Below are 2,470 nucleotides of genomic sequence, written 5' to 3'. Positions count from 1 at the left end.
CCACCGCCGAGCCGCCGCCCAGCGCATCCGCCACGCTCTGCGCCGTGCCGTACAGCTGCGAACCGTTGATCGCGTCCGTGCTGGCCGCATTCACCGCGCCCGCCGCCACGTTCGTGATCGTCGTGCCGTTCGCGCCTTCCAGCGTGATCGCCGCGCGCGACGTGTCGTCGTAGGCAACTGCCAATGCATTGCCAGGGCCGCCCGCGTTATTGGCGACGTAATCCTTCATCTGGCCGTAGTTGACCGCATCCGTGTCCGCCGCGCCGGCCGCCACGTTCGACAGCGTCACCGGCGTACCGGCGTTGCCCAGCGTCACACGATCCTTCGTCGCGCTGTCGTACACCACCGCCAGCGATTGACCCGTGACCGGATCGATCACGCCGCCGTTCTTCAGCGAATCGCTCAGGTCGCCGATGCTCTGGTTCGTCGCGAACAGTTGCGAACCGTTCACCGCGTCCGTGCTCGTCGCCGACAATGCGCCGTCCGCCACGTTCGTGAGCGTCGTGCCATTCGCGCCGGCCAGCGTCACACGATCCTTCGCCGCGCTGTCATAGACCACCGCCAGCGATTCGCCCGTGGTCGGATCGATCACGCCGCCGTCCTTCAGCGAGTCGCTCAGGTCGCCGATGCTCTGGTTCGTCGCGAACAGCTGCGAACCGTTCACCGCGTCCGTGCTCGTCGCCGACAGCGCGCCGTCCGCCACGTTGTGGATCGCTACCGGCGTACCCGCGTTGCCCAGCGTAATGCCGGCCTTCGTCGCGTCGTCGTACGTCACCGCCAACGACGTCAGGCCGCCCTGACCGTCGTCGCCGACCAGGCCCGTGTCCTTCAGCTGACCCACGTTCACTGCGTCGGTGTCACCCACGCCAGCGGCCACGTTCGACAGCGTCACCGGCGTGCCGGCGTTGCCCAGCGTCACACGATCCTTCGCCGCGCTGTCATAGACCACCGCCAGCGATTCGCCCGTGGTCGGATCGATCACGCCGCCGTCCTTCAGCGAGTCGCTCAGGTCGCCGATGCTCTGGTTCGTCGCGAACAGCTGCGAACCATTGACCGCGTCCGTGCTCGTTGCCGACAGATCGCCTGCCGCCACGTTGTGGATCGCCACCGGCGTACCGGCGTTGCCCAGCGTGATGCCGGCCTTCGTCGCATCGTCGTACGTCACCGCCAGCGACGTCAGGCTGCCCTGACCGTCGTCGCCAACCAGGCCCGTGTCCTTCAACTGACCGAGGTTCACCGCGTCGCTGTCGCCCGTTGCGTCGGCCACGTTCGTCACCTTCACCGGACCATTGCCGTCGCCCAGCGTCACCGAGCCGTAGTTCGGCGTGCCATCCGCGTTACGGTCGTACGTCACAGCCGCGATCGGCTGACCCGTCACCGGGTCGATCAGGCCCGAGCCCTTCAATTGGCTCACGTTCACCGCGTCCGTGTCGGCAACACCCGCCTTCACGTTCGACAGCGTCGTGCCATCCACGCCGGCCAGCGTGACCGTGTCCTTCGCCGTGCCGTCGTACACGACCGCCAGCGATCCGCCCGTCGCCGGATCGATCAGGCCGCTGTTGTTCAGCCAATCCTCCATCGAACCGACACGCGTATTCGTCATGAACAGCTGCGAACCATTGACCGCATCCGTGCTCGTCGCTGACAGATCGCCTGCCGCCACGTTGTGGATCGCTACCGGCGTACCCGCGTTGCCCAGCGTGATGCCGGCCTTCGTCGCGTCGTCGTACGTCACCGCCAACGACGTCAGGCCGCCCTGACCGTCGTCGCCGACCAGGCCCGTGTCCTTCAGCTGACCAAGGTTCACCGCGTCGCTGTCGCCCGTTGCGTCAGCCACATTCGTCACCTTCACCGGCCCCGTGCCGTCGCCCAGCGTCACCGAGCCGTAGTTCGGCGTGCCGTCCGCGTTACGGTCGTACGTCACAGCCGCGATCGGCTGACCCGTCGCCGGGTCGATCAGGCCCGAGCGTTTCAGCTGGCTCACGTTCACCGCGTCGGTGTCGTCCGTACCGGCCGCCACGTTCTTCAGTTGAACCGGCGTCGCTGCGCCCGCGCCACCCAGCGTCACGGTGTCCTTCGCCGCGCTGTCGTACACCACCGCCAGCGATTGACCCGTGATCGGATCGATCACGCCGCCGTTCTTCAGCGAATCGCTCAGATCGCCGATGCTCTGGTTCGTCGCGAACAGCTGCGAACCGTTCACCGCGTCCGTGCTCGTCGCCGACAGATCGCCTTCAGCCACGTTATGGATCGCCACCGGCGTACCCGCGTTGCCCAGCGTGATGCCTGCCTTGGTCGCGTCGTCGTACGTCACCGCCAGCGACGTCAGGTTGCCCTGACCGTCATCGCCGACCAGGCCCGTGTCCTTCAACTGACCCACGTTCACCGCGTCCGTGTCGTCCGTACCGGCCGCCACGTTCTTCAGTTGAACCGGCGTCGCTGCGCCCGCGCCACCCAGCGTCACGGTGTC

The 2,470-nt window shown here is 67.2% G+C and carries 1 protein-coding gene; it reads right to left on the bottom strand.

The window, feature by feature from the left end; all coding sequences use genetic code 11:
* Window positions 1-2,470: beta strand repeat-containing protein (locus WT97_RS31325; protein WP_373558485.1), on the bottom strand; the 2,470-nt coding region annotated here is incomplete at both ends.

Origin of the sequence: Burkholderia sp. MSMB1459WGS, assembly GCF_001534535.1 — a bacterium.
Classification (GTDB): domain Bacteria; phylum Pseudomonadota; class Gammaproteobacteria; order Burkholderiales; family Burkholderiaceae; genus Burkholderia.
This window is presented reverse-complemented; position numbering and strand designations above follow the sequence as displayed.